The following is a 25,835-nucleotide window of genomic DNA, read 5'->3' as shown; positions in this document are numbered from 1 at the left end:
GGGACGCGAGAACGGCTACAGGGACGCGAGGACGGCTACAGGGACGCGGCGACGGCGCGGTCGATGTCGGCGAGCTCGGTCTCCGATCCGGCCAGCAGCAGTCCGTAGAGGCGGCCGCTGTAGTGGCGTCCCGGCTCCTGCTGGGCGGCGGCGGCGTTGACCGTCGCGAAGTTGTTGACCAGCAGGCCGCGCCCGGTGGTCGTGGTGTACAGCCGGTCGCCGAGCCGGTCACGCACAGCGGCGAATCCGAGCTCACCGTCGAGTGACAGCTCGTACTGACGGGCCATGCCGACCGTCCCGGCGGTCATGAACGCCTCCTGCAGCCCGGTCTGGTAGGTCGACATGTTGTTGCGGGCGTTGATCTCCAGCACGGGCAGCAGCCCGCCGTCGGTGGTGACGATCGCGTCCACCCCGACGACGCCGTGGAACCCGTCGACCGCCAGCCGGCCGCCCAGCGCGGATGCGCACTGTTCGAGCTGCGCGTGATGCGCGGCGGAGATCCGCGCCGGGATGCGATGCCCCTTATGGACGCCGTTCTCGGTGATCGCCTCCTTGACGAAGTCGAACCGGACCGAACCGTCGCGGCCGACGGTGAAGTGGTAGTTGAGGTCGACGGCCTTGCTGGCCCACTCCTCCACGACCAGGGCGAGCCGTTGGTCACCACTGCGCTCCGCGCGCCGGGTCACCATCCGTACCAGCTGGTCGAGCTTGCGCTCGTCGTCGACGACGACGATGCCCTTGCCGGAGACGCCGAACGCGTCCTTGACCCCGAGTCGGCGGCCGGCGGCCAGCGCGGCACGGGCGTCGACCGCCGCCGCGGCGAAGTCCGCGACCGTCTCACATTCCCAGCCGGGTGCCTGTGGCAACCCCAGCTCGGTGGCGACCCGCCGGCTGTACACCTTGCTGTTGACCGACTTGACCAGGCTCGCGGACGGCAGCGCCGAGGCCAGCCCGGTACGCGAGCACAATTCCTCCTCCAGTGCCGAGATGCCGTGCGGCAGCAGGTGGGCTCCGCGCGCCGCGAGCGCCCGTAGCTCGTCGAGCAGCCGGGGCGAGCGCAGCGCGTCGACCGTGACCGAATTGGCCGGGTCGTGTGCGTCGGTGACCAGAATTTCCGGCAGGTCCAGCCCGAGGCCCTCCAGGTACGCGAGGTAGTCGGCGTCCGGCGCGGACTTCAGCACGACGTGGTCGCCCTTGCCGGCGAGCAGGACGGCGAACTCGTCCATCCGGTTGACGATCGCGGTCGAGGCCCGGCCGCCGACCGAGGGCAGGCCGATCTCGTCGCGGGCCCACTCGTCTTCGACCTCGAAGTTGCCGAGCAGGACGAACGGGGTGTCCGGGTCGCCGGTGCACGCGTGTTTGACGCCTTCGAGGAAGGACAGGTTCGGCGCTGACATAAGGGTTCCCTTCATGCTCAGTGACGCAGGACCGCGGCGGAGAACGTCGCGCCCAGACCCACGGAGGCCATCAGGTACGGGTCTCCGGGCCGCAGCCGGCCGGCGGCGCGGGCGTGGATGTAGTTGATGAACGGGTCGGCGGTGAAGCAGTGCCCGGTGACCGGGATGTTGTCGAGGAAGACCCGCGCCAGCGGAATGTCCAGCAACCGGCAGGTCCACGACCAGGAGAGCCGGTTGACGTTGTGTGGCAGGACCAGCGCCAGGTCCGCGACGTCCAGTCCGGCCTGCCGGCATGCCTGCCGCATGACGCCGGCGAGCAGCTCGTTGTGGTCTTTGAGGAAGTCCGGATCGAGCGCGAACGGCGGGAACCCCTCGCAGTACCGGCCGATCGTGCGGGTGGCGTACCCGAGCAGCCGGTCCCGCTCACCACCGGCGGTGACCAGGCACGCGGCGGTCGACTCGCCCATCACGGTGCTCTCCGGGATCATCTCCAGCGTCGGGCTGAAAACCTTCTCCCCGACCAGGATGAGGGCGAGCGCGGCCGGGTCGCCGTCGGCGTCGAGCAGTTCACCGGCGAGCCGCACCGCCAGCAGCCCGCCGGCGCAGGCGTGCTGGGTCAGGGTGAACACGACCGCGTTGGTCAGGCCGAGCGCGGCGCAGACGTCCTCGACCGGACGCTCGCCGACCGTGGCGACGGTGGCGACGGTGCGCGCGGCGATCACGTACCGCACCCGGTCCTCGTTGCCACGCAGTTCGGTCAGGTTCGTGGCGGCAGCGGTGAGGATTGCGCGGACGTCCTGCCCGGGTGCCCGGCGGACCGAGCCAAGCCCGTAGAACCGACGAAATGTCCGCATCAGGCTGTCGTCGGTGCCGATGGATGCACCGATGTCGGCGATGTCGACGCTCGTGTCGGGCAGGTGGCACCCGACGTCCAGCAGGGCGGTCATGGCTGTCCTCCGATTCGCTCGACGGCGGGCAGGTCGTCCGGCACCGGCGTCCACCGTGCTGGCGGGTCCGGCCACCACACGTCCTCCGGGGCGAGTGCGTCCGGTGCGTACTTTCCGAGCGCGCTGATCAGCAGCCGGCACTCCAGCGCCAGGCTTTCCACGAGCCGCACCAGGCCGGCGTCGGGGTCCTCGTCGACCGCGAGCAGAGCCGCGCGGCCGAGCCCGGCCGCCCTCGCGCCGAGCGCGAGAGCGCGGACCACCCGGCCGCCCTCCCACATCCGGCCGGTGACCAGCAGACACCCGGTGGGCTGGCCGATGCGGCGCAGACACTCGGCCAGCGGCAGCCCGACCCCGTCGAGGAAGCCCAGGGGTGCCCAGCCGGCACCGCCCTCCGCGCCGTCGACCGTCACCGCGTCGGCGCCGGCCCGCCAGGCCGCGTCGACCGCCTCGGCGATGTCCCGGCCCGGGTGGAACTTCACCCAGATCCGCGCCTTCGGGAAGTTGTTGCGCATGAACCGCAGCTGCTGGCGGACGATCTCGGCGGTGAACGTGCCCGGGCTGGCGCAGCGCAGCCGGCTGCCCGCGTCCAGCACGTCGCTGACGGCGAACCGGTCGGCCAGCCGGTCCGCCTCGGCGGCCGGCAGCACGGTCATGCCGCCCAGGCCCGGCTTGGCGCCCTGGCCGACCTTCAGTTCGAAGGCCAGCCGGCCCGACGCCAGCAGCGGCCCGGTCGCCGGGTCGCTGTAGACCAGGTTCCACACCTCGCAGTCGGCGTCCTCGGTGCTCTGCTGCACGACCACCCCGCCGAGCCGATCGTCGGCCTGCGCGAGGTACTCGCTGATCCGGGCCAGCAGCGGCGACGCGGCACCACCGCGGCGGTAGCCGTGCACCGGGACCATGTTCTCGCCGATCACCATCGGCACGCCGAGTCGGCCCGCCTGGCGGCTGGCGGCGATCGCGAGATCGCCACTGCCCGCCTGGGTCGATCCGAACGCGGAGAGGAACACCGGCAGGCTGCTGGTGAAGCCGCCGATCCCGGTGCGCAGGTCGACGTCGTCGTGCAGGGGCTCGCGGCCGAGGTCGATGAGTTTCTCCAGCCGCAGTGGCATGAACACCGGGGGCGCGAGCCGCGCGCGGTCCAGTGGGTCACCGGTGTCGACCGGCGACGCCGCGCCGAACAGCCGGGTGCCGTACTCGCCGGCCGGCGGGAACACCGCCGCCGTACCGGTGCGGGCCCGCAGCCGGATCTGCGCCTCCGGCAGCTCCACGGCCGTGAGGTTCTTCACGGCGCCACCACCCCGGGGAGCTTCGGGTAGGCGCTGACCTGCCAGAGCGTGTCCAACCCGGTGAGGTAACGGACCAGCCGCTGCACCCCCATGCCGAACCCGGCGCTGGCCGGAATGCCCTCGCGGGCGATCCGCAGGTACCAGTCGTACTTGGCCGGGTTCTCGCCGCTCTCCCGCATCCGGGTGACGATCGTGCGGTAGTCGACCTCGCGCTCGCTGCCGCTGACGAGCTCGCCGTAGCCGCCGTGCGCGATGAGGTCGAAGTTGCGCAGGGTGCCCGGCCGCTGCGGATCCTCCCGGTCGTAGAAGCCCCGGGAGCCCTTCGGATAGTCGGTGACGAAGAACGGCCGGTCCGCCTTGTCCGACAGCAGTTCCTCACCCGCCCAGTCGATTTCGGCGTCGCCGCTCTGGGCGTGCCCGCTGTCGTGCAGCCGGGCGACCGCCTCGGCGTGCGTGCAGACCTCGAAGCCGCCGGCGAGCAACTCGGCGAAGGTGACCTCGTCGCGGCCGAGGCCGCGCAGCACGTCCGGCACCTCCTGCCAGACGCGTCGGACCACGTGCTGGAGCAGACCGGCGGCGACGGCCATCGCGCCGTCCCGGTCGGCACCGGCGATCTCCACGTCGATCTGGTGGAACTCGACCAGGTGGCGGCCGGTCGTCGCGGTCTCCGGCGGCTCGACGCGCACGTTCGGGGCCACGTAGAAGAGCCGGTCGAAGCCGCGCAGCGACGCCTGCTTGTACAGGATGGCACTGGTCATCAGCTTGTACGGATGCCCGTAGTAGTCGACGTCGAGCGCCTTGGCGCCCCGCCCGCCGGGATCGGTCACCGGCCCGACCAGCGGCGGCAGCAGCTCCACGAAACCCTGGCCGCGCAGGTACTCCCGCGCCGCTGTCAAGGCCTCCTGCTGCACGAGCATCGCCGCTCTGGTCGTCGGTGCGCTCAGGTGCTCCCCGAGCGGGGCCAGCCCGCACGGCTCCTGCTGCTGCATGTCTGCCTCCGCGTTCATCGGTCGAAGCTTTGGGCCACGTGGTTCAGGGCCGACTGCAGCCGCGTCGACGTCATGGCGGCCCGGTCGCCCGGCGTCGTATCGGGTCTGATCGGCATCCGGCCGACCGTCGCCCACCGCAGCCGCCCACCGTCGTCGATGTAGCCGCGTGCGCGGCCGGCGTTGTCGGGGTGCAGGCAGTAGGGAACGTCCAGCACACCGCGGGCGAACGCTGCGAGCAGCGCGCGGCCCGGGTCGGCGGCCAGCTCCAGCACGGCCTCGATGAGCGTCCGCGCCTCGGCGTACACGCCGGTGTCGGCGGCAGGGCCGGGTCCGTCCTGCCGTTCGGTCACCGCCGCGACGGTGGCGGCGGTCTCCAGCGCGGCCACGTTCTCCGCGACGGTGGGGATGCGGTGCGCCTCGGCGACCGTCTTGACGATCAGCCGTTCGGCACCGGACCGGACGGCGAGCTCGGCGGCGGTCTCCAGCAGCCGCCGCGCGCCGGCGGCCGACGTCGGATACACCCCCATGTAGGCGTAGAGCACGACATGCCGGTCGACGTGCGCCGGCAGGAACTCACCGGCGAGCCGGCGCAGCGCCCGCACCGCCTCCTCGTCCTGTGCCGGGTCGGTCTGCTGCGCATAGCTCAACGACACGCTGCCGATGCCGTGCCGGGCGAAGAACAGCGCCTCCAGCAGGCTGATCGCCACCAGCAGACCGGGTGGGCAGAGCTGGCCGAGCAGGCAGCCGCCGAACGTCTCCAGGTGCGGTACCCGCGGCGCCGCGACCCGCTGGACCAGCAGGCGGCAGGCGCGTTCCCAGTTCGTCACCGACTCCCGCAGCGGCGTGCGGCCGTACGGCAGGCAGTAGGAGACCGGACCGCCCTCGGTGGCGTCGAGACCAGCGGCGGTCAGCGCCCGGACGATCTGCTGCGGGCGAGACGAACCATGCCGTACCTGGATCGGGAACGTCGGGTCGAGTACCCCGTCGAGCAACGCGCGGGTCCGACTCAGCGGGTACGCCACGATGGGATACCCGTTGAGCGGTGTCCCGGCGGCGAGCGTGCGGTGTACGGCTTGGTGGTCGCCGAGCCGGGTGTAGCTGTCCAGGGTGATCGTTCCGACCGTGGTGGCTGCCGCGAATCTCGTGCATTCCAGGCCGGCCCGCATCTGGCGGGGGTCGCTGAAGCCCATCCGGGGCTGGACGACCAGCCGACCGGCGGCCGCTGCGGCGATGACGAACTCGCCGAAGGAGGTCATCGCGCCGGTCATCACAGCCCCGCCCGCACGGCGGCCGGTGAAGGGGTGGCCGGCATGGTGGCCACTCGATGTGTGGCCGGCATGGTGGCCGCCGCACCGGCTGCCAGCCGGTGCAGGTAGTCCTGGAAGCTGTCGAGGTCGCCGCCGTCGAACACCGCGGCGAAGCCGGCCGTGCGCAGCCGGCGCACCTGCTCGGCGGCGAGTGGTCCGGCCACCCCGAGCTTGCCGCCGATCACGACGGGCGGCGCCGCCGAGCGGAGCCGCTCGCGCAGCTGGGTGACCGCGCGCAGCCCGTCGGGGTAGCCGTGCCCGTTGACGCTGCTGAGCACGACGAGGTCCGGTGCCACCGTCCGGCACGAGTCCGCCAGCAGCGTCGGCGGGACGCACGGGCCGAGGTTGACGACCCGGTGGCCCTGTTCCTCGATGAACAGCTGCAGGAACATGAGGTTCCAGGTGTGGGAGTCGGATGCCGCTCCGGTCACCAGAACCGTCATTCTCGGCTGCGATGTTTTGGGCACGAGTTGAATGTAGGTAATCGAAGAGATGTCGATCGGCAGTTGTGGCGGCAGCCGTCACGGCAGTCGGTACCGCAGGAAATCAGCACGCAAAAGGCGGGCCGTGTGTGAACCACACGGCCCGCCTTCGGTGGGAATTGCGGTCAGGTGTACTGGGCGACCAGGGACCGGGGACGGATGTCGGTCCAGTTCTCCTCGATGAAGTCCAGGCACTCCTGCCGGGGAGCGGTCTGCTTGACGACTGTCCAGCCCTCGGGCACCGGCGCGAACTCCGGCCAGAGGGAGTGCTGCCCCTCGTCGTTGACCAGCACCATGAAAGCGCCGTCGGCGTTGTCGAACGGATTGGCCATCTCAGCTCCTCATCATTGCGGTAGGCGCCGGGAGTCCAGCGCCGCCAACGTAACGGAAATCGTCGCGCCGATCTCGGCGAGCGGTTCCGGCTCGGTCATTCTCAGGTGGTGCACGTCCAACGCGTGCCGAGTCACCTCGCCGTCGACGTACGGCTGCCAGCGCTCGACGGTGGGCGAATGCGGTCCTTTGTCGGCGGTGGCCGTGAAGAACAACGCATCGCCGCGGAACACGTCGGGCCGGTGGGCCCGCATGATCTCCGCATGATTGACGGAGGCGTCGACGAGCGCGCCGACCTCCGAGTCGGTGAGCCCGGCGAGGACCGGTTCCCGCCGGCGCAGCATCCGTACGACGGCGTCCCGGTCGTAGCGGTCGAAGAACCCGTCCGGTAGATCCGGCTGGCCAGTGTCCGGGCCGAACAGCATCTCCAGGATCTCCGGCTCGGTCAGTGGGCCCTGCGGCTCACTGGGCAGCACCGGATAGGAGTCGAGCAGGGCGAGCAGCTCGACTTCGGCGCCCTCGGCGCGTAGCCGGGCCGCCATCTCGTGCGCGACGACACCGCCGAAGGACCAGCCGAGCAACCGGTACGGCCCATCGGGCTGGACCCGACGCACCTGCGCCAGGTAGTCCGCAGCCATCTCCGCCACGCTGGTCGCCCGGTAGCCCGGCTCGGTCGCGGCGCGGGTCTGCAGTCCGTAGACCGGCTGGTCCGGGTGCAGGTGTCCGGTGAGACCAGCGTACGGCCAGCTCGTCCCGGCGACCGGGTGCACGCAGAACAGCGGCGGCCGGTCCCCCTGGGTACGCAGCGGCAGCAGCACGGCCAGGGCGTCACCGGACCGGTCGGCGGCACCGATCCGCCGGTCCAGCTCGGCAGCGGTCGGCGCGAGGAACAGGTCCCGGATGCCGACCTCCACCCCCAGTTCCGCCCGTACCCGGTTGGCCAGCCGCAGCGCCAGCAACGAGTACCCGCCGAGGTCGAAGAAGTTCTGCTCCGGCCCGACCGACGGCAGGCCGAGCACCTCGGCGAAGAGTCCACGCAGGACGGTGAGCCGGCGGCCGGATCCGGCGACCGGCACGACCACGGCGGATGCGGATGCGGCGGATGCGGCGGATGCGGCCAGCTCGGCGAGCCGGGCCCGGCGATCGGCGAGGGCGCGGGTCTGCGCGGTGGTCAGCACGGCGGCGGCGCCTACCCGGACCGACGGGTCGGTCGCGAGAGTCCGCAGGATCCGGTCGAACACCTCCATGACCAGCCGCGCGCCCTCCTCGTCGAAGGAGTCGACGGCGTACTCCAGCCACGCCTCGATCCCGGCCGGCGCGCCCGCGGCATCGCGCAGCTCCACGCAGGCCACGGAGAGGTCGAACTTCGCCGCGACCAGGTCGGCCGCCTCGATCCGTCCCTCGATGTCGCCGAGGCGCACCGCGGGCAGCCCACCGTCCTGCAACGTCAGCATCACCTGGAACAACGGGTGGTACGCCAGCGACCGGGCCGGGTTGAGCCGCTCGACCAGCAGGTCGAAGGGCAGGTCCTGGTGCTCGTAGGCGGTCAGGTCGGCGTCGCGGACCCGGGCCACGAGCTCATCGAGTGCCGGGTCGGCGCTCACGTCGGTCCGCAGCACGAGCGTGTTGACGAAGAAGCCGACCAGGTCGCGTAGCGCCTCGTCGGGCCGCCCGGCGACCGGGGTGCCGATCGGGATGTCCTCGCCGGCGCCCAACCGCGACAGCGCGGCGGCGAGCCCGGCCTGCAGCACCATGAACAGGCTGGCCCGCTGCCGACGGGCGAGCGCCACGAGCCCACGGTGGGTGTCGGCGTCGAGGCGGACCATGGTCGAGGCACCCCGGCCGGTCGGCTCGGCCGGGCGGGGACGGTCGGCCGGCAGGTCGAGCACGGTCGGTGCGCCGCGCAGCGCCGTACGCCAGAAATCCACCTGTCTGGACAGCCGGCTACCCGGGTCGTCGGGGCTGCCGAGCAGTTCCTGGTGCCAGAGGGTGTAGTCGGCGTACTGGATCGGCAGCGGCTCCCAGTCCGGCGCGATGCCGGTGGCGCGCACGGTGTACGCGGTGGACAGGTCACGCAGCAGCGGTCCCATCGACGCACCGTCGGTGGCGACGTGGTGCACGACGACCGCGAGGTGCGCGGTGTCGCCGGTGATGAACAACCGCGCCCTGATCGGCAGGTCGACGGCGAGGTCGAAGGGCTCGTTCGCGAATCCGGCGACCGCGGCGTCCACTGACTCGGGTGTACAGGCGACGGTGCTGAACGGGACGTCCGTGGTAGCGAGGATCCGCTGGTACGGCTCGCCACCGGTGGTGCCGAACACGGTACGCAGCGCTTCGTGCCGGTCGGCCACGTCGCCGAGCGCCGCCCGCAGCGCCGTCGGGTCGGGCACCGCGGTCAGGCGGAGCACGACCGGCACGTTGTAGGCCGGGGACGGCCCTTCGAGGCGGCTGAGGAGCCAGAGCCGGCGCTGGGCGTACGACAGCGGCACGAGGTCTTCGTCGTCGGGCCCGGCGGCCTCCGGCGGCCCGGCGCGCAGCAGCCTACGGTCTACCTTTCCGGTGCTGGTGTACGGCAGGGCGGCCAGGATGTGCAGCACGCTCGGGATGGCGGGTGCGGGTAGCCGGCCGGCCAGGTGCGCCCGCAGCTGCGCTACCTCGACCTCGACCTCGCCCGCCGCCACGACGTACCCGAGCAGCCGCTTGCCGCCGCCGGGCAGGTCCTGCGCGACGACGGCCGCCTCCCGGACGGCCGAATGCGCCAGCAGCACGGACTCCACGGCGGCCGGGTCGATCCGGTACCCGCTGATCTTCACCTCGTCGTCGACCCGGCGGACGAAACCGAGCTGCCCATCGGGCAGCAGCTCCACCACGTCACCGGTGCGGTAGGCCGGGACACCGGCACGCGTGGTGAACCGCCGGGCGGTCAGCTCCGGACGGCCGAGGTAGCCGCGGGCGAGAGCCGGACCGGAGATCCACAGCTCCCCGTCCACCACCGCGGCGCGCACGCCGGGCAGCGGCAGGCCGATCGGCACCGCGGCACCGGCGAAGGTGGAGAGGTCGGCGACGGTGGCCACCACGGTGGCCTCGGTCGGGCCGTACGTGTTGAGCAGCCGCACCGCCGGGCCGACGGTGGCGCACCACCTGGCGACCCGCTCGGGCAGCGCGGCCTCGCCGCCGATGATGACGGTCCGTACCGCCGGGGGAAGCGTCGCCGCGCCGGTGGCGACCGCGTACGCGAGTTCGTGCCAGTACGCGGTCGGCAGGTCCAGGACGGTCACCCCGTGCGCGGCGCAGCCGGCCAGCAGCGCCGGCACGTCGAGCATGTCGTCGGTACGCAGGACGAGCGTGCCGCCCGCGCAGAGCGTGACGAACAGTTCCTCGACGCTGGCGTCGAAGTGCAGCGGGGCGAACTGCAGCACCCGGTCGGCCGGGCCGATGCCGTAGCGCTGCCGGGCGGCTGCGACGAAGTGTTCGAGCGCCTCGTGGCCGATGACGACACCGTTCGGCACGCCGGTCGAGCCGGAGGTGTAGATGACGTAGGCGACCTGTGGTCCGGCACCCGGCCCGGGCAGGACCGCGGTGCCGCCGGGGCCGAACGCGTCGGGTGGTGGGGGCGTGCCTGCCGACGCGTCGGTGAGGATGGCGTTGGTGCGGACGTCACCGACGGCCGGGTCGAGCGGCAGGTAGCCGGCCCCGGTCCGCAGCACGGCCAGGATGGTGACGACCGCGTCGATCCCGCGCTGCTGTCGGACCGCGACCAGTCGGCCGGGTCCGGCACCGGCTGCCCGCAGCTCCTCGGCTCGCGCGGTGTATGCGGCGACCAGTTCCCGGTAGCTCAGCCGTGCGGTGTCGTGGACCAGAGCGGCCCGCTCGGGTGCCTGCGCCGCCCACCCGACGACAAGATCGAGCACGGGTGCGCGCGGCACGGCAAGCGGCTCACCGTCAACTGTGGTGTCAACGGTTGCGGCCACCTCGACGGGCGGCTCGGCGACGGCGACGGTCATCGGAACTCCTGCGGGTCAGGCGGGCTGGCGCTCGGCCGTGACCGCGTCGAGGACGCTGGTGACGAGCGACAGGAACGCGGGCAGCTGCTGCTGGAAGTAGAAGTGGCCGCCGGGCATCAGCTCGACCGCTGCCGTCGCGCAGGTGGTGGCCGACCATCCGGGCAGCGCGCTCGCCGGGACGACCGGGTCGACCGCTCCACCGATGACGGTCACCGGGCAGGTCAGTACCGCCGGGTCGGTGGTGAACCGGTACGCGTCGTCGATGGCGAAGTCAGCTCGGATCGACGGCATGACGACCTCGCGTAGTTCGGGCTCGTCGAGGATGCCGTCGTCGGTGCCGCCGCGCGCCTTGATCGCGGCGACGAGCGCGTCGTCGTCGAGCTGGCCAGGGTGGACAGGGCTCGGGTTCGGCAGGTAGGGCGGCCGGCAGGCCGACGCGATCAGTGCGCTGGGCGGCTGACCGGACTCGGTGAGTTCCCGGGCCGCCTCGAACGCGACGAGCGACCCCATGCTGTGCCCGAGGACGACCAGGTCGCCGGTGTCGGGCGGCAGACAGCGGACGACCGGGCCGGCAAGGTCGGCGATCGACGCGCCTGGCGGCTCGCTGAACCGAGCGCCTCGGCCCGGGTACTGACCGATCAGCAGGCGCACGTCGGCGGGGAGCAACTCCCGCCACGGCGCGTACGAGTGGGCGTTGCCGCCGGAGTGCGGCAGCACGAGCAGGGACACCCGGGGCGGTGTCGCCGTGCCGGGTAGCACCCAGACGACGTCCTCGGGGTCGCTGCCGGTGGCAGCGGTGTGGGCAGGGCTCACGAGTCGCTCCAATACACAGTAGGTGGATTCGGTCGACGTCCCTGCCGACGACGCTAGTGAGCGCAGGCGCCGGTGAACGGCAGGTACGGCGGCAGTCCGACGGCAGCGTCGCCCGCCCGGCCTCCCGATCGCGTCACAGTCGCGTGCCGGCCCGAGTGCGTCGCCGCAGTGCCGGCCGCTGCTGCACGTCGGGCTCGGGCACCGCCGTACGCCCTGCCAGGTGCTCGGTGAGCGCGGCGACGGTCGGCGCCTGGAACACGTCGCGGATGCTGACCTCGATGCCGAGCACCGCGCTGATCCGGCTGCCGAGCTTCGCGGCCAGCAGGGAGTGGCCGCCGAGGTCGAAGAAACTGTCATCGATGGAAACCGCCTCGACGCCGAGGATCTCGGCATACAGATCACACAGCACCGCCTCACGCGGATCACGCGCAGCCCGCCCCCGCACCGACGCCCCGTACACCGGCGCAGGCAACCGCCTACGGTCCACCTTGCCGTTGGCCATCAACGGCAACGTCACCAACACCACCACCGCCGACGGCACCATATGCTCCGGCAACACCCCCGCCGCGAACCGCCGCAACTCCACCGCATCCACCCCGACCCCGGAATCAGCCGGCACCACATACGCGACCAACCGCTTGCCACCAGGCCGATCCGCCCGGGCCACCACCAACACCCGACCCACCGCCGGATGCCGGCCAAACGCCGCCTCCACCTCCCCCGGCTCCACCCGGAAACCCCGAATCTTCACCTGCTGATCCGCCCGACCCATCAACTCAACGACACCCGACCCACTCCACCGCGCCAGGTCACCCGTCCGGTACATCCGCCCACCAGGCGCACCGAACGGGTCCGCCACGAACGCCCCGGCGGTCAACCCACTCCGGCCGAGATACCCGTGCGCAAGCCCGGTACCCGAGACGTAGAGCTCCCCGGTGATCCCAACCGGCACCAACCGCAACCGCTCATCCAGCACATAACAACGCCGATCACCGATCGGCGAACCCACCGGCAGTACCGCACCCGGCGGTTCCACAATGGGATACGCGTGAGTGAAGATCATGCTCTCCACCGGCCCGTACACATGCAGCAACCGCAACTCCGGACAGTCCCGACGCAGCCGGGACACATGCTCCAACGACGGCTGCTCCCCACCCGTCATCACCTGCCGCAACACCCCGAACACCGCCGGATACTCATCCACGATCAGGTTGAACAACCCGGTCGACAAGAACAGCGTGTCCACCCCATGCTCCACCACCAGGCTCGCGATCAGATCAGCCTGCGGCCGCTGACCCGGCTGCAACACACACACCCCGCCAGACAACAACGGACCCCAGAACTCCAACGCGAACGCATCCCACGACACCGGCGCACACTGCAACCACACACCACCGAAGTCCACGTAGGACTGACCGGTCACCGTGCCCACCACCGCCCGATGCGACGACAACGCACCCTTCGGCCGCCCCGTCGAACCCGACGTGAACATCACACACGCCGCGTCACCCTCATCCCCCACCACCCCCGGATCATCACCGACCAGCCCATCCCAGACAGACTCGTCGACGTTCACCACCGGCACACCCGACACCCGGCCCGCCGACACCGAATTCGTCACCACCACCGCCACACCCGCGTCCGCGGCCAACTCACCCAACCGCACATCCGGAAACTCCGGATCCAACATCGCGTACGCCGCACCCGACTTCACCACCGCCAACACCACAACCGCCATCGCCACACCACGCGGCAACAACACCCCCACCACACCACCACGACCCACACCCCGGCTGAGCAGATGTCGCGCCAACCGATTCGCCGCCACCTCCAACTCCCCATAACTCAACCGATCACCACCGCACACCACCGCCGTCGCCCCCGGACACGCCACCGCGCGGCGCCGAAACACCTCGGGAATCCGGCCGGTACCGGCCTGGGGGCCGGCACCCCAGCCGAGCACCAGGTCGGCTTCACCGACGGCCAGGAGGTCGATGTCGGCGACCCTGACGTCGGGGTCGGCCACGATCGCTTCGAGCAGCCGCACCAGGCGGTCGGCGAGCGCCGCGACGGTCGGCGGGTCGAACAGGTCGGTGGCGTACTCCAGTAGTCCACTGATGCCGATCGGCGCACCGGCGGCGTCGCGGTGTTCGCGGACGGCGAGGCTGAGGTCGAACTTCGCCACGCCGGTGTCGAGCGGCACCTCCCGGCCGGACAGGCCGGCGTCGGCCAGGTCGGCCCCCACGGTCTGTTGCCAGACCAGCATCACCTGCACCAGCGGGTGGTAGGCGGTCGACCGGGTCGGGTTCAGCTCCTCCACCAGGCGCTCGAAGGGCAGATCCTGGTGCGCGTAGGCGGCCAGGTCGACGTCACGGACCCGGCCGAGCAGCTCCCGGAACGTCGGATCGCCCCCGGTGTCGGTCCGCAGCACCAGCGTGTTGACGAAGAACCCGACCAGGTCGTCGAGCGCCTCGTCCGGACGACCGGCCACGACCGTGCCGATCGGGACGTCAGTGCCAGCGCCGGACCGGGACAGCAGCACCGCCAGACCGGCCTGCAGCACCATGAACAACGTGGCGCCGGTCTCCCGGGCGACCTGCGCGAGCCGTTCGTGCACCCGCGCGTCGAGCGTGAACGGCACGAGGGCGCCGTTGTGCGACGGCTCCGCCGGCCGGGGCCGGTCCGTCGGCAGCTCCAGGACCTCGGGTACGCCGGCCAGGGCGCTCTTCCAGAACGTCAGGTGGTCCGCCATCGGGCTGGCCTCGTCGGCGGGGTCGCCGAGCAGGTCCCGTTGCCAGAGCGTGTAGTCGGCGTACTGCACGGCAAGCGGCTGCCATCCCGGCCGCCGTCCAGCGGTACGGGCGGTGTACGCCTGCGCGAGATCGCGCAGCAGCGGCCCGAGCGAGGCACCGTCGCCGGCGATGTGGTGCAGCAGCAGTACGAGCGTGGAGCCGCCGTCGTCGGTGGTCCGCAGCAGCCAGGCGCGCACCGGCAGGTCGACGGCGAGGTCGAAGACGTGACCGATGGCCTGATCGATGGAGGCGGCAAGGCCGACCGACGTGGTCGTCTTTACGGTCAGCTCAGGTCGGGCCTCGGGCAGGATCAGCTGGTACGGTTCGCCGTCCGCAGCCGGAAACACCGTGCGCAGCGCCTCGTGCCGGGCCGCCACGTCGGCCAGTGCCGCCCGTAGGCTCGGCTCGTGCGGCGACCGGTCCAGCCGAAGCACGATCGGGATGTTGTACGCGCGGTTCGCCACCGCCCACTGGCCCAGCACCCACAGCCTGCGCTGCGCGTAGGACAGCGGCACCCGTTCCGGGCGCGGCGCCGGCACCAACGCGGGCCGGTCGGCGGATCCGTCCTGCTCGGCGATGCGGCGGTCGAGTTCGGCGACCGTGGGTGCGAGGAACAGGTCACGGACGCCGACTTCGACACCGAGGACGGTCCGCACCCGGTTCACCAGCCGTACGGCGAGCAGGGAGTGGCCGCCGGCGCGGAAGAAGCTCTCGTCCGGGCCGATCACGGGCCGCCCCAGCACCTCAGCGAAGAGTCCGCAGAGGATCTCCTGCCGCGCGGTGCGGGGCACGGTGGCCGTGCCCGGTGCGGTGGCGACGGAAGACGTCGGAAGCGTGTCGGCGAGCCGCTCCCGCCGGGCGGCCAACGAGCTGGCCTCCGCGCCGGTGAGCACGTCGGCCGCTGCCACCCGAGTCGTCGGGTCGACCGCGAGCGCCCGCAAGGTCCGCGCGAGGGTGTCCAGCACCAGCCGGGCGGTCGCCTCGTCGAACAGGTCGGCGGCGTACTGCACCCACACGTCGATGCCGGTCGGTTCGCCAGCCGCGCCACGGACCTCGGTGCAGTACACGCTGAGGTCGAACTTGGCCCCCGCGACGTCCGCCGGTTCGACCTGACCGTCGAGATCACCCAGGCGCACGGCGGGCGGCGCGCCGTTCTGCAGGGTCAGCATGACCTGGAAGAACGGATGGTACGCCAGCGACCGGGCCGGGTTGAGGCGCTCCACGAGCAGGTCGAACGGCAGATCGTCGTGCGCGAACGCCGCCAGGTCGGTCTCCCGTACCCGCTCGACCAACTCGGCGAACGTCGGGTCGCCGGAGACGTCGGTGCGCAGCACGACCGAGTTGACGAAGAATCCCACCAGGTCGTGCAGCGCCTCGTCGGGCCGACCGGCGACCGGGGCGCCGATCGACACGTCGGTACCGGCACCGAGCCGGGTCAACGCGGCAGCCAGCCCGGCCTGCAACACCATGTACAGGCTGGCCTTGCCGTGCCGCCCGACGTCGAGCAGTCTGCGGTGGGTCGTCGCGTCGAGCCAGGTACTCACCCGGGCGCCGGCACCGGTCGGCTCGGGCGGCCGGGGCCGGTCCAGCGGCAGCGGCAGCACCTCGGGGGCGCCGTCGAGCGCCGCCCGCCAGTAGGCGAGCTGCTCGGCGGCGAGGCTCTCCGGGTCGTCCTCCGCACCGAGCATCTCACGCTGCCAGAGCGTGTAGTCGGCGTACTGCACGGGCAACGGCTCCCACCCGGGCGGGCCGCCGGCCGCCCGTGCGGCGTACGCCTGCGCCAGGTCGCGCAGCAGCGGCCCCATCGACCAGCCGTCGGTGGCGACGTGGTGCAGCACGATCACCAGAAGCGATGTCCCGTCGCCGGCCAGGAACAGCCGGGCCCGGATCGGGGCGTCGGCAGCCAGGTCGAACGGCTCGTTCGCGAACCGGGCCGCCGCGGCGTCGATGGTGTCCAGCGCGCTGGCGACGGTGAACAGCGGCAGGTCGAGCCGGTCCAGCACCCGCTGGGTCGGCTGGCCGTCCACGGTGTCGTACACCGTCCGCAGTACCTCGTGCCGCTGCACCACATCGGCCAGCGCCGCCGCCAGTACGGCCCGCTCCGGCACGCCGGTCATGCGCAGCACGACCGGAACGTTGTAGGCCGGTGACGGCCCTTCGAGACGGCTGAGAAACCACAAACGGCGCTGCGCGAACGACAACGGGGTCATCGCGATCCTCCTCTTCGATCGTTGGTGTCAGACCCCGACGCGCTCGGCGTCGAGCAGCGACTCGATTTCGCGGGCCAGATCCCGCAGCCGCGGGTTGGCGTAGACGGTCTTCACCGGCAGTCGCACGCCGAGTTCCTTGCGCACACCGGCGACCAGCTTGATGGCGAGCAGGGAGTGACCGCCGAGCTTGAAGAAGTTGTCTTCGGCGCCGATCCGCGCCACCCGGAGCACGTTCGCCCAGATGCCGGCGATGAGTCGCTCGACCGGGCCAGCCGGTTCGTCGTTGGCCGGCGCGGCGTCGCCGGGTGTGACGTCGCCGGCGAGCGGCGCTGCCGGTGCCGCCAGCGCGCCGCGGTCCAGCTTGCCGTTCGTCGTCGTGGGGAACCGGTCGAGCACCACCACGGCCGAGGGCACCATGTACGCCGGCAGCTGACCGTCGGCGTGCCCGCGCAGGGCGGCCGGCTCGACCGGCTCCCGGGTCCGTACGTAGGCCACCAGACCGGGCGCACCCCACAGATCCTCGTGCAGCACCACGACCGCCTCGGCGACGGCCGGGTGCCGGGCGAGGACCTCCTCGATCTCACCCAGTTCGAGCCGGTGGCCGCGCAACTTGACCTGGCCGTCGCGGCGGCCGAGGTACTCCAGCCGACCGTCGGCCAGACGGCACAGGTCGCCGGTGCGGTACATCCGGCCCCCGGCACCGTCGAGGTCGGCGACGAACCGCTCGGCGGTCAACCCGGGACGGCGGCGGTAGCCGCGCCCGACCCGGGGCCCGGCCAGATACAGCTCACCGACCTCGCCGGGTGGGACCGGTCGCAGCCACTCGTCGAGCAGGTGCAGGTGCAGTCCCGGTAGCACCGCGCCGATGTGTGGGCCGGTGCCGGCGGTGATCGGTGCCGCGACGGCGTCGACCGTGCACTCGGTCGGGCCGTACAGGTTGACCGCCCGCACCACGCCCGCCTCGGTCAGCTCGGCGATACGACGCCACAGGTCCGGGCTGATCGCCTCGCCGCCGACGAGCATGGCGAGTGGGCCGCGCCGTGGATCGTGCCGCTCGGCGAGGTGCTCCAGCAGCGGCTCCGCGTGCGACGGTGTGAGATCCAGGTCGGTCAGACCGCTCTCGTCGACCAGCGCGGCGAGCAGTGCCGGGTCGGCCCTGGTCGCCTCGTCGACCATGACGACGGTGTCCCCGCGGCAGAGCCGGACCCACTGCTGCACCGACGCGTCGAACGACGGGGAGGCGTTCCAGCTCACCCGGCCGGCGTCGGTGGTGGCGATCCCGGCGTGCTCCAGCGCGACGAGCAGGCCGGTCGCGGCGCCGCGGCTGATCTCCACGCCCTTGGGGCGGCCGGTGGAGCCGGAGGTGAAGATGACGTACGCCAGAGTGTCCGGGTGCACCTGGACCGGCCGGAACCCGTCGGCGAACGGATCGCCGCAGACCGGCAGCAACGCGTCGATCGCAACGTAAGGGACGCCGTCGATGGTGTCGTCCGTTCCGACGCTGCCGGGCGGCCCGACGACGAGATCGGCGTCGGCCGCTTCGACGAGGTACCGACGGCGGTCGGCGGGCAGGCGCGGGTCCACCGGAAGGTAGGCCGCGCCGGCGGTGAGTGTGCCGACGAGTCCGACGACCAGGTCGACACCGCGCGGCAGGTGCAGCGCGACGACGTGCTCGGGCCCGACGCCCCGCTCGGCGAGGGCCGCCGCGATCCGGGCTGCCTCGGCACGCAGCTCGCCGAACGTGAGCGTCCGGCTGCCGCAGACGACGGCGCACCGGTCGGCGGGCACCTCGGCCAACCGGTCAAGCAGGTCCAGGCCGGCACTGACGGTATTGTCGATCATGGTGTGGCTCACTTCCCGTACGCGGTGTTCGCGGGTGCGGTGACCGGGTCGCAGTCGGCCAGCGCGATCGGGTCGCCCATGGCCACCAGGATCTTCCGAGCGCCCTGGAACGCCTCCCGGCCGTGCGCGCAGAGGATGTTGTCCACCAACAACAGGTCGCCCTCCTGCCAGGTCTCGCGGAGGGTCACCTGGTCGTACACCTGGTTGAGCGCCGCGGCCTCGGCCTCGGTGAGCGGAGTTCCGTCGCCGACGTACGTGTCGAACGGCAGGCCGTCGTCGCCGTACGTGTCGAGCAGCACGTCGCGGACGTCGGGATCGAGGCTCCACCGGCTCCAGAAGGCGACGTGGTTGAACCAGGTCCGCTCGCCGGTGACCGGGTGGGTGATGATGGCCGAGCGGCGCTGCCGGGTACGTAGCTCGCCATCGGGCAGCCACTCGTGTCCGATGACGTTCTCGCGGCAGTACGCCTCGACCTGGGCCGGGTCGTCGGTGGCGAAGCTCGTGTGCCATGGCAGGCCGGCCAGCTCGGAGAAGTTGCGTACCAGCAGCCAGCCCGTGGTGGCGAACCGTTCACGCAGGTCGGCCGGGATCAGATGCAGCGCTCGGCGCATGTCCCCGACGGTGGTGGCGCCGCCCGACTCCGGTGCGGTCACACAGCCGAACAGCAGTACCGCCGGGAAGTCCAGCGTGTAGCTGTTCTCGTTGTGCAGCCGAATCGGCTGGGCGGCGGGCAGGTCGGTAGAGGAGTAGACACCTTCACCGAAGTCGGTGCGCGGCGTCGCTTTCTCCTTGTACGAGGCACGCTTGGGCAGCAGCACGTCCCGGACCCGTGCGAAGTCACCGGCATCACGTACCGGGACGCCGCGGATCATCAGGCAACCGGAGCGGTTCAGCTCCGCCCGGATCGCCTCGCCCTGTTCACCGACCCAGGAGGTCGCGGCGTCGAGGCTGCCGAACGCCGGCGTCTTCAGGATCGGTGGCTTGCCTGTCTCGTAGCTGACGTCGAGATCGATGGTGGCGACCGTGTCGATGGTCGGCATGGTGTTCCTCCCCTGTGTTCAGGACTGGACCGCGGCGGCTTGCGCGCCGCCGTCGATGAGCTCACCGGCGCGGGTGCGCCGACGTAGTGCGGGCAGGCGCCGCCGAGGTGCCGAGGTCCCGGCCGACGAGCCGGGAGTGAGCGTGTCGAGGTGCTCGGAAAGGGCGGCGACGGTCGGCGCCTGGAGAAGTTCGCGGATACCGACCTCAACGCCGAGAACAGCCCGCAGCCGGCTCGCCAGGCGAGGCACCAGCAGGGAGTGGCCGCCGAGGTCGAAGAAACTGTCATCGATGGAAACCGCCTCGACGCCGAGGATCTCGGCATACAGATCACACAGCACCGCCTCACGCGGATCACGCGCAGCCCGCCCCCGCACCGACGCCCCGTACACCGGCGCAGGCAACCGCCTACGGTCCACCTTGCCGTTGGCCATCAACGGCAACGTCACCAACACCACCACCGCCGACGGCACCATATGCTCCGGCAACACCCCCGCCGCGAACCGCCGCAACTCCACCGCATCCACCCCGACCCCGGAATCAGCCGGCACCACATACGCGACCAACCGCTTGCCACCAGGCCGATCCGCCCGGGCCACCACCAACACCCGACCCACCGCCGGATGCCGGCCAAACGCCGCCTCCACCTCCCCCGGCTCCACCCGGAAACCCCGAATCTTCACCTGCTGATCCGCCCGACCCATCAACTCAACGACACCCGACCCACTCCACCGCGCCAGGTCACCCGTCCGGTACATCCGCCCACCAGGCGCACCGAACGGGTCCGCCACGAACGCCCCGGCGGTCAACCCACTCCGGCCGAGATACCCGTGCGCAAGCCCGGTACCCGAGACGTAGAGCTCCCCGGTGATCCCAACCGGCACCAACCGCAACCGCTCATCCAGCACATAACAACGCCGATCACCGATCGGCGAACCCACCGGCAGTACCGCACCCGGCGGTTCCACAATGGGATACGCGTGAGTGAAGATCATGCTCTCCACCGGCCCGTACACATGCAGCAACCGCAACTCCGGACAGTCCCGACGCAGCCGGGACACATGCTCCAACGACGGCTGCTCCCCACCCGTCATCACCTGCCGCAACACCCCGAACACCGCCGGATACTCATCCACGATCAGGTTGAACAACCCGGTCGACAAGAACAGCGTGTCCACCCCATGCTCCACCACCAGCCGCGCGATCAGATCAGCCTGCGGCCGCTGACCCGGCTGCAACACACACACCCCGCCAGACAACAACGGACCCCAGAACTCCAACGCGAACGCATCCCACGACACCGGCGCACACTGCAACCACACACCACCGAAGTCCACGTAGGACTGACCGGTCACCGTGCCCACCACCGCCCGATGCGACGACAACGCACCCTTCGGCCGCCCCGTCGAACCCGACGTGAACATCACACACGCCGCGTCACCCTCATCCCCCACCACCCCCGGATCATCACCCGACAACCCACCCCACACCGGCTCATCCACATTCACCACCGGCACACCCGACACCCGGCCCGCCGACACCGAATTCGTCACCACCACCGCCACACCCGCGTCCACCGCCAACTCACCCAACCGCACATCCGGAAACTCCGGATCCAACATCGCGTACGCCGCACCCGACTTCACCACCGCCAACACCACAACCGCCATCGCCACACCACGCGGCAACAACACCCCCACCACACCACCACGACCCACACCCACACTCAACAGATGCCGCGCCAACCGATTCGCCGCCACCTCCAACTCCCCATAACTCAACCGATCACCACCGCACACCACCGCCGTCGCCCCCGGACACGCCACCGCGCGGCGCTGGAAGCGCTCAGCAAGAGTGCCGTCGCCAGCCTGGGGGCCGGCGCCCCACGTCAGCACGGCGTGTCGCTCGTCGGCGGAGAGCACCGCCAACTCTTCGAGGTGCGTGGCCGGGTCGACGACGGCCTGTTCGGTCACCCGCACCAGCGCGGCAACGAGCCGTCGTACGGTCGAGGCGTCGAACAGGTCGGCGCGGTACAGCATGACCCCGCTGATGCCGGCGTCGCCCTCCTCGCGCAGCAGCAGATCGAGATCGAACTTCGCCGAGCCGGTGTCGACCACCTGGCTCGCGGCCGCCTCGGCGCCGCCCAGCCGCAGCCCGTCGCCGGTCGCCGGTTCCAGCGCGAGGCAGACCTGGAACAGCGGGTGCCGAGCCAACGAGCGGGGCGGGTTGAGCACTTCGAGGAGCAGGTCGAACGGGATGTCCTGGTGGGCCAGTGCGTCCAGCGCGGCGGCCCGGACCCGGCCGAGCAGCTCCCGGAACGTCGGATCGCCCCCGGTGTCGGTCCGCAGCACCAGCGTGTTGACGAAGAACCCGACCAGGTCGTCGAGCGCCTCGTCCGGACGACCGGCGACGGGTGAGCCGATCGGCACGTCCGTACCGGCCCCGAGGCGGGTCAGCGTGGCGGCCAGGGCGGCCTGCAGCACCATGAACACGGTGCAGCCCTCCGCCCTGGCGAGGGCCACCAGGCGCCGGTGCAGGTCCGCGTCGATCCGCACGGGTACGGCGCCGCCCCGGTGATCGGTGACGGCCGGTCGGGGTCGGTCGAACGGCAGCGGCAACTCGTCGGGGATCCCGTCCAGCGCCTGCCGCCAGTACGCGGTGTCCCGCGCCAGGACGCTTTCCGGGTCGCCCGCGTCGCCGAGCATCGCCCGCTGCCAGAGCGCGTAGTGCGCGTAGCGGACCGGCAGCGGCGTCCAGTCCGGCGCGTTTCCCGCGGACCGCGCGGCGTAGGCCGTGGCGAGGTCGGCCACCAGCGGCCGGACCGACTGCCCGTCGGTGGCGATGTGGTGCAGCAGCACCAGCAGGACGGACCCGGCAGCTCCGAGGTCGAACAGAGTGACCCGGACCGGCGGCTGCCTGGTCAGGTCGAACGGCACCAGCGCCGCCGCGGCGAGCCGGTCGTCGACCTCGGCCGGGTCACACCGATGCACCGTGACGGCCATGTCGTGTCCGTCCAGCACGACCTGATACGGCTCCCCGTCCTCCGACCGGTAGACGGTGCGCAGGACGTCGTGCCGGTCGGCCACGTCGACGCAGGCGCTCCGCAGCGTGTCGGCGTCGACCGGGGTGGCGAACCGGAACGACAGCGGCACATGGTAGGTCGCGGCCGGGCCGCTGACGCCGTCGAGGAACCAGAGACGACGTTGGGCGTACGACAGCGGCAACCGCTCCGGCAGTGCTCCCGCGGTCAGCGGCAGCCGGGTGGGGACACCGCCGCTGGTCGCCAGCCGGGTGGCGAGCTCCGCCACGGTCGGGGCCTGGAAGACGTCCCGGACGTCCAGCTCCGACCCGAGCGTGTGCCGGATCCGACTGACCAGCCGGGCGGCGGTCAGCGAGTGACCGCCGAGTTCGAAGAACCCGTCGTCGACGCTGACCGACGGCACCTCGAGGAGTTCGGCGAACAGCCCGCAGAGCAGCTCCTCGCGGGCGTCGCGGGGTGCCCGGCCGGCCGGTGCCGCGGCGAACTCCGGCGCGGGCAGGGCGCGGCGGTCCAGCTTTCCGTTCGCGGTGAGCGGCAACCGGTCCAGTACGACGACCGCGGCCGGTACCAGGTACTCGGGGAGCCTGACGCGCAGCCAGGACCGCAGTTGCCTCCCGTCGGGCGTGGTGCCGGGCTCGCCGGTGGCGTAGCCGACCAGCCGCAGGGTGCCCGCGCCGTCGGCGACGGTGACAACGGCGGCCTGGGCAACCGCGTCGTGGCCAAGCAGGACGGCCTCGACCTCGCCGGGTTCGACCCGGAACCCGCGGACCTTCACCTGCGCGTCGGCCCGCCCGCAGAACTCCAGTTGCCCGGCGGCGTTCCAACGGGCCAGATCACCGGTGCGGTAGAGCCGCTCACCGGCCGCGCCGAACGGGTCCGCGACGAATCGTTGCGCCGTGAGACCGGGCCGGTCCAGGTACCCGTACGCAAGACCGGTGCCCGCCAGGTAGACCTCACCGACCGCGCCGACCGGGACCGGACGCAGCCGGGCGTCGAGCAGATACCCGCGCTTGTTGGCCACGGCCCGCCCGATCGGCACCCCGGTGCCCGCCGGCGGACCGGCGGGCACGTCGTACACCGTCGTGAAGCCCATCGACTCGGCCGGACCGTACCCGTTGCGGACCGTCAACGCGTCACCGTACCGATCGAGGATGCGGGCCACATGCGTGGCGGAGGCGGGCTCGCCACCGGTGAACGCCAGCCGCACCCCGGCGAACGCCTCGGGGTGTTCGTCGACGAGGAAGTTGAACAGGCTGGAGGAGAGCTGCAGCATCGTGACACCGTGCGCGGCCACCAGCTCGGCGATGAGCGCCGGTTCCGGGCGCTGGCCGGGCTGCAGCACGCAGACCCCACCGAACGCGAGCGCCCCCCAGAACTCCAGCGAGAACGCGTCCCAGGAAACCGGTGAGCACTGCAGGAAGACCTCATCCGGGCCGAACGTGGCGTAACGCTGGCCGACCAGCGTGCCGACCAGTGCCCGGTGCGACGAGACAACGCCCTTGGGCCGGCCGGTGGAGCCCGACGTGAACATGACGCAGGCCGGGTCGTCGCTGGTCACTGGCACGTCGGGTGCGGTCGCCGGGTACCCGGCCATGGCCGCCACGTCCGTGTCGAGGCAGACCGTCCGGGCGTCGCCCGGCAGCCGCCCGACAAGCGCGGTCCGGGACACCACTGCCGACACTCCGGTGTCGGTCACCACCCAGCCGAGCCGCTCGTCGGGGAACTCCGGGTCGAGCATGGTGTAGGCCGCACCGGCCCGGACCACCGCCAGCAGCGTGACCGCGACATCGACACCGCGTTCCAACAGCACGCCCACGAGGTCGCCGCGGCGGACCTTCGCCGCGACGAGGCGGTGGGCCAGCCGGTTGGCGCGCTCGTCCAGTTCGCCGTAGGTGAGCCGGTCGGCACCGCACACCACAGCCGTCCGCTCAGGCGCGATCGCGGCCTGCTCGGCGACAAGCGCGCCGAGGTCACCGTCGGCGACCGGGACAGCGGTGTCGTTCCACCCGTGCACGACGAGATCCCGCTCCGCCGGGGAGACGAGGTCCAGGTCGCCGACGCGTACGCCCGGACGGGCGGTCAGCTCGGCCACCAGCCGCAGGAAGCTCCGCAGGTATGCGTCAAGATCCACAGCGGACCGGTACGCCTCGTCGATCGAACAGTCGATCCGCACCGAACCGGCGGCCGTGCGGGACACCGTGGTCGAAAGGTCCTCGGCGGTACCGCCGGTGGCGAACAGGTGCGGACGCACCCACATCCCGACGAAGTGCGGCTCCTCCTCGGCCGCCACGATGTTCATCACCGGACCGAACAGACGCCGACCGTTGGTCGGCCAGTCCAGGTCCCGCAGCAGGTCGGCCGCGTCGTAGCGCTGGTGCCACTGGGCGCGCAGCGACTGCGCGGCGATCCGGGCGGCCAACGACTCACCGGTGCTGGTCGGCTCGACCTGACAGCGCAGTGGCAGGACGTTGGCCGTCATGCCGGGGGTGTCCCGCCCGGTGATGCCGACCCGGCCGGTCATCGGCAGGCTCAGCACCACGTCGGTTTCACCGGTCCACAGGTGCCGGTGCACCACCGCCGCGGCGACGAGTGCCTGCTGCCAGGTGACCCCCGCCCGCCGCGCGAAGTCGACCAGCGCCGCGAAGACCTCCTCCGGAAGGTGCGCGCTCTGCCGCGCGATCCGGTTGGTAGCGGGCCCGGCCGTCGACACCGCCGAGGGGTAGGTCGCGCCATCCATGACCTTCCGCCAGTACGTCGCGTCACGCCGCTGCGCCGCCGAACCCACGTACGCCGACTGCTCGTCCAGCAGCCGGGTGAACGCGCCGAACGGGGTACCGGTGACCTCTCCGCTGGCCAGACCGGCGTAGATCTCCGCCAACCGACGACGCACGATCGTCGTGGTATAGCCGTCACGGATCAGGTGGTGGGCCCGGTCGTACAGCATGAAGTGCTCGGGACCGAGTTGGAACAGCAGGTGGTTGTAGAGCGGTCCGGACTCCAGATCGGGGACGACCGCCATGTCGGCCCGCATCCGCCGCACGGCCTCGGCCTCGGGGTCGGGCTCGTCGCTGAGGTCGACCACGCTCGCGTCAATCTCCGGTGCCGGCCCGACGTACTGCCACGGCACCCCGTCGACCTCGACGAAGCGCAACCGCAACGTCTCGTCCTCGTTGATCATCGTCAGCAGCGTGGCCGCCAGCATGTCCGGGTCTATCGCACCGCGGACCTCCAGGTACCCGCCCATGTTGAAGACCGGATTGTCCGGGTCGATCCGCTGGGCGTACCAGACGCCGAGTTGGGCCGGGTTGAGCTGCCGCGCGCCGGATGGCAGGCCTGACATGGGTGCCCCTTCGTCTAC

Annotated in this window: 13 protein-coding genes; all 13 read right to left on the bottom strand. The window is 71.7% G+C overall.

What is annotated here, in order from left to right; genetic code table 11:
- Nucleotides 1-35 precede the first annotated feature (35 nt).
- Nucleotides 36-1,397: an ATP-grasp domain-containing protein gene (locus tag ACN27F_RS34070; protein WP_421439804.1), complete on the bottom strand. Its 1,362-nt coding sequence runs from the start codon at nucleotides 1,395-1,397 to the stop codon at nucleotides 36-38.
- A 17-nt stretch (nucleotides 1,398-1,414) separates the two neighbouring features.
- Complete coding sequence (locus tag ACN27F_RS34065) at nucleotides 1,415-2,344, bottom strand: 3-oxoacyl-[acyl-carrier-protein] synthase III C-terminal domain-containing protein (protein ID WP_421439802.1); 930 nt, start codon at nucleotides 2,342-2,344, stop codon at nucleotides 1,415-1,417.
- Nucleotides 2,341-3,630, bottom strand: coding sequence for a glutamate synthase-related protein (locus ACN27F_RS34060; RefSeq protein ID WP_421439801.1), 1,290 nt, complete (start codon nucleotides 3,628-3,630; stop codon nucleotides 2,341-2,343). The genes ACN27F_RS34065 and ACN27F_RS34060 overlap by 4 nt, the downstream gene beginning before the upstream one ends.
- Nucleotides 3,627-4,637 carry an asparagine synthetase A gene (locus ACN27F_RS34055; protein ID WP_421439799.1) on the bottom strand — a complete coding sequence of 337 codons (1,011 nt, stop codon included), beginning with the start codon at nucleotides 4,635-4,637 and terminating at the stop codon, nucleotides 3,627-3,629. Before ACN27F_RS34055 ends, ACN27F_RS34060 begins: the two co-directional genes overlap by 4 nt.
- Nucleotides 4,634-5,887 (bottom strand): methylaspartate mutase, encoded by a 1,254-nt coding sequence (locus tag ACN27F_RS34050; RefSeq protein ID WP_421439797.1) that lies wholly within the window; start codon nucleotides 5,885-5,887, stop codon nucleotides 4,634-4,636. The genes ACN27F_RS34055 and ACN27F_RS34050 overlap by 4 nt, the downstream gene beginning before the upstream one ends.
- The gene (locus ACN27F_RS34045) at nucleotides 5,887-6,357 is read right to left on the bottom strand and encodes a cobalamin B12-binding domain-containing protein (RefSeq protein ID WP_421439795.1); all 471 of its coding nucleotides are present in this window, start codon (nucleotides 6,355-6,357) and stop codon (nucleotides 5,887-5,889) included. The genes ACN27F_RS34050 and ACN27F_RS34045 overlap by 1 nt, the downstream gene beginning before the upstream one ends.
- Before the next feature lie 176 nt (nucleotides 6,358-6,533).
- Entirely contained in the window at nucleotides 6,534-6,740 is a 207-nt protein-coding gene (locus ACN27F_RS34040) for an MbtH family protein (RefSeq protein WP_421439793.1), read from the bottom strand.
- Nucleotides 6,741-6,752: 12 nt separating this feature from the next.
- The gene (locus ACN27F_RS34035) at nucleotides 6,753-10,742 is read right to left on the bottom strand and encodes a condensation domain-containing protein (RefSeq protein WP_421439791.1); all 3,990 of its coding nucleotides are present in this window, start codon (nucleotides 10,740-10,742) and stop codon (nucleotides 6,753-6,755) included.
- A gap of 15 nt (nucleotides 10,743-10,757) precedes the next feature.
- Entirely contained in the window at nucleotides 10,758-11,555 is a 798-nt protein-coding gene (locus ACN27F_RS34030; protein ID WP_421439789.1) for a thioesterase II family protein, read from the bottom strand.
- Between the two features lie 133 nt (nucleotides 11,556-11,688).
- The gene (locus tag ACN27F_RS34025; protein WP_421439787.1) at nucleotides 11,689-16,557 is read right to left on the bottom strand and encodes an amino acid adenylation domain-containing protein; all 4,869 of its coding nucleotides are present in this window, start codon (nucleotides 16,555-16,557) and stop codon (nucleotides 11,689-11,691) included.
- Nucleotides 16,558-16,584: 27 nt separating this feature from the next.
- Nucleotides 16,585-18,399, bottom strand: a complete 1,815-nt coding sequence (locus ACN27F_RS34020) for a non-ribosomal peptide synthetase (RefSeq protein ID WP_421439785.1) — start codon at nucleotides 18,397-18,399, stop codon at nucleotides 16,585-16,587.
- Nucleotides 18,400-18,407: 8 nt separating this feature from the next.
- A complete protein-coding gene (locus ACN27F_RS34015; RefSeq protein ID WP_421439784.1) occupies nucleotides 18,408-19,439 on the bottom strand; it encodes a TauD/TfdA family dioxygenase in 1,032 nt (343 codons plus the stop codon).
- Between the two features lie 18 nt (nucleotides 19,440-19,457).
- Nucleotides 19,458-25,817 (bottom strand): amino acid adenylation domain-containing protein, encoded by a 6,360-nt coding sequence (locus tag ACN27F_RS34010; protein ID WP_421439782.1) that lies wholly within the window; start codon nucleotides 25,815-25,817, stop codon nucleotides 19,458-19,460.
- Between the last annotated feature and the right edge of the window lie 18 nt (nucleotides 25,818-25,835).

Origin of the sequence: Solwaraspora sp. WMMB335 (genome assembly GCF_049179075.1) — a bacterium.
Lineage (GTDB): Bacteria > Actinomycetota > Actinomycetes > Mycobacteriales > Micromonosporaceae > Micromonospora_E.
Note: the sequence above shows the minus strand (reverse complement) of the source record. Positions and strands in the feature narration are given on the sequence as shown.

Excerpts from the sequence above, each read along its gene's own strand:
- ACN27F_RS34070 (WP_421439804.1), bottom strand. The coding sequence starts at position 1,397 with ATGTCAGCGCCGAACCTGTCCTTCCTCGAAGGCGTCAAACACGCGTGC.
- ACN27F_RS34065 (WP_421439802.1), bottom strand. The coding sequence starts at position 2,344 with ATGACCGCCCTGCTGGACGTCGGGTGCCACCTGCCCGACACGAGCGTC.
- ACN27F_RS34055 (WP_421439799.1), bottom strand. The coding sequence starts at position 4,637 with ATGAACGCGGAGGCAGACATGCAGCAGCAGGAGCCGTGCGGGCTGGCC.
- ACN27F_RS34050 (WP_421439797.1), bottom strand. The coding sequence starts at position 5,887 with ATGACCGGCGCGATGACCTCCTTCGGCGAGTTCGTCATCGCCGCAGCG.
- ACN27F_RS34040 (WP_421439793.1), bottom strand. The coding sequence starts at position 6,740 with ATGGCCAATCCGTTCGACAACGCCGACGGCGCTTTCATGGTGCTGGTC.
- ACN27F_RS34035 (WP_421439791.1), bottom strand. The coding sequence starts at position 10,742 with ATGACCGTCGCCGTCGCCGAGCCGCCCGTCGAGGTGGCCGCAACCGTT.
- ACN27F_RS34025 (WP_421439787.1), bottom strand. The coding sequence starts at position 16,557 with ATGACCCCGTTGTCGTTCGCGCAGCGCCGTTTGTGGTTTCTCAGCCGT.
- ACN27F_RS34020 (WP_421439785.1), bottom strand. The coding sequence starts at position 18,399 with ATGATCGACAATACCGTCAGTGCCGGCCTGGACCTGCTTGACCGGTTG.
- ACN27F_RS34015 (WP_421439784.1), bottom strand. The coding sequence starts at position 19,439 with ATGCCGACCATCGACACGGTCGCCACCATCGATCTCGACGTCAGCTAC.
- ACN27F_RS34010 (WP_421439782.1), bottom strand. The coding sequence starts at position 25,817 with ATGTCAGGCCTGCCATCCGGCGCGCGGCAGCTCAACCCGGCCCAACTC.